Genomic DNA, 1,633 nt, shown 5'->3' with positions numbered 1-1,633 from the left:
TGGTCTTCAGGCAGTGTACAGATATGCCAATGCATATGGCGAACCCATCACCAACGACACTGCTGTTCAGATAAATACCCTGTGCATGTCAGACCCATTTTTCATATCTTGTGTAATACAGAGTAACTATGAGGATAAAGAGTTTCTTACTGAAGAGGGTGTTATAAATACTGTAAATTACGAGATCACAAACAGATACTCAGAGATGTCCAGAACCTGGGGAGAGTATATTCAACTGACTCTTCAAAAGATAAATGACCGCCATGCAAAGAATTTACTGCTCTTTTTAAGCAGGCATTCCCACCGCTACTGGACACCAAAGGAATTGAAGGAGACCATGGGTCTGGAGCTTGAGATCAACGAGATTCAGGAAAAACTTTTGACCCTTGTGGAAGCTGACATGCTGGAGTGGGGCAATGCAGATATAGACTTTCGGGGGCTTCAGGATGGAACACTAAATCTTATTTTGAGAAACCGTTTTGAAAAGGAGATCCACAATTTTGAGCCAGACTTGAAAAAGGAGTTCCATGAACAGATAAAAGCTTTGAAGCAGGAAAAACAGAAAATTCTGGGAATGCTGAGTCACCTCACAGGTCAGGTAGCTGAAATGCAGCTTGCCAATGCCTTTAGAAGCAGGAAGAGATTTAGACTTTCCACCTTTTTCACCATTCCCGATGGCGGGAATATCCATGATGAAAAGAGAGCAAATGAACAAACTGACGAAACTTCATTAAATATCAGTGAGGCTTCATTGAGTATTAATGAGACTCCATTGAAATTAGTGAGACTTCATTGAATATCACCGATACTCCATTGAATATTGTGGATGTTAAAACCCGTGTCATATTCCAGAGGGAAGACGGCAAAAACATGGAGCTGGATATAGTTGCAGAGTCATCCTGCGGAAGGGTTTTGCTTGTTGAAGTCAAAAAGCAGGCCGCAAAGAGTGGACGTTCTATGATTGAAGATTTCCATGAAAAAGTGATGGTATATCAGAAGCTTAGGCCGGATAACATTATGATCCCTGCTTTTCTATCCCTTGGTGGATTTACTGAAACAGCCACAGCATTGTGTAGAGAGAAGAAAATTGCAATCAATGAAAGAATTGTGAGTTTTTAATATATTATTAAGGGGAGTTACACTAAAAAGGCAGATGTGATGAATTCAGACAATCTTCAATATCCGCTCCAGGAAAAAATAGGCAACCCCGACCTTCTTGTTGGTCGAGAAAAAGAGTTTAATAATTTTGGAAAATGGATTGCCAATATTCCGAAAAAACTCTCTAAATCAAGGGTTATCCTTGCACGCAGAAAAAGCGGCAAAACCGCATTTATCCAGCGTATTTTCAATAAACTATGGAGTGAAAACGGGAAGGTCATTCCCTTCTATTTTGATATCGCAGAAAATAAAGTCTGGTATCCTGATTTTGCAATTCGTTATTATCGTGCCTTTGCCACACAATATATATCATTTCTTGAAAGAGATGCGTCCCTTGTAGGCAAATCCCTTTCCCTTGAAAATATAATGATATATGCGAATCAACACTCCATCCAGCAACTTTCTGAAGATATTGAAAGCATGCAGCATGACAAGGCGTCTGGTTTGCATGATTCTGTCTGGGAAACTGCCTACT

3 protein-coding genes are annotated in these 1,633 nt (G+C 40.1%); all 3 read left to right on the top strand.

The genetic code is table 11. The features are described from left to right. On the top strand, nucleotides 1-796 hold a 796-nt coding region (locus MTBBW1_RS07010), incomplete at its 5' end, for a hypothetical protein (protein WP_186441132.1). After that, nucleotides 793-1,119 (top strand): hypothetical protein, encoded by a 327-nt coding sequence (locus MTBBW1_RS07005; protein ID WP_080801211.1) that lies wholly within the window; start codon nucleotides 793-795, stop codon nucleotides 1,117-1,119. The genes MTBBW1_RS07010 and MTBBW1_RS07005, both read left to right, overlap by 4 nt. A 39-nt stretch (nucleotides 1,120-1,158) precedes the next feature. Continuing rightward, a partial coding sequence (locus tag MTBBW1_RS28210; RefSeq protein WP_186441131.1) for a hypothetical protein occupies nucleotides 1,159-1,633 on the top strand: 475 nt, incomplete at its 3' end.

Origin of the sequence: Desulfamplus magnetovallimortis (assembly GCF_900170035.1) — a bacterium.
GTDB lineage: Bacteria > Desulfobacterota > Desulfobacteria > Desulfobacterales > Desulfobacteraceae > Desulfamplus > Desulfamplus magnetovallimortis.
The sequence above is the reverse complement of the archived record's forward strand: the minus strand, read 5'-3'. Positions and strand labels throughout refer to the sequence as shown.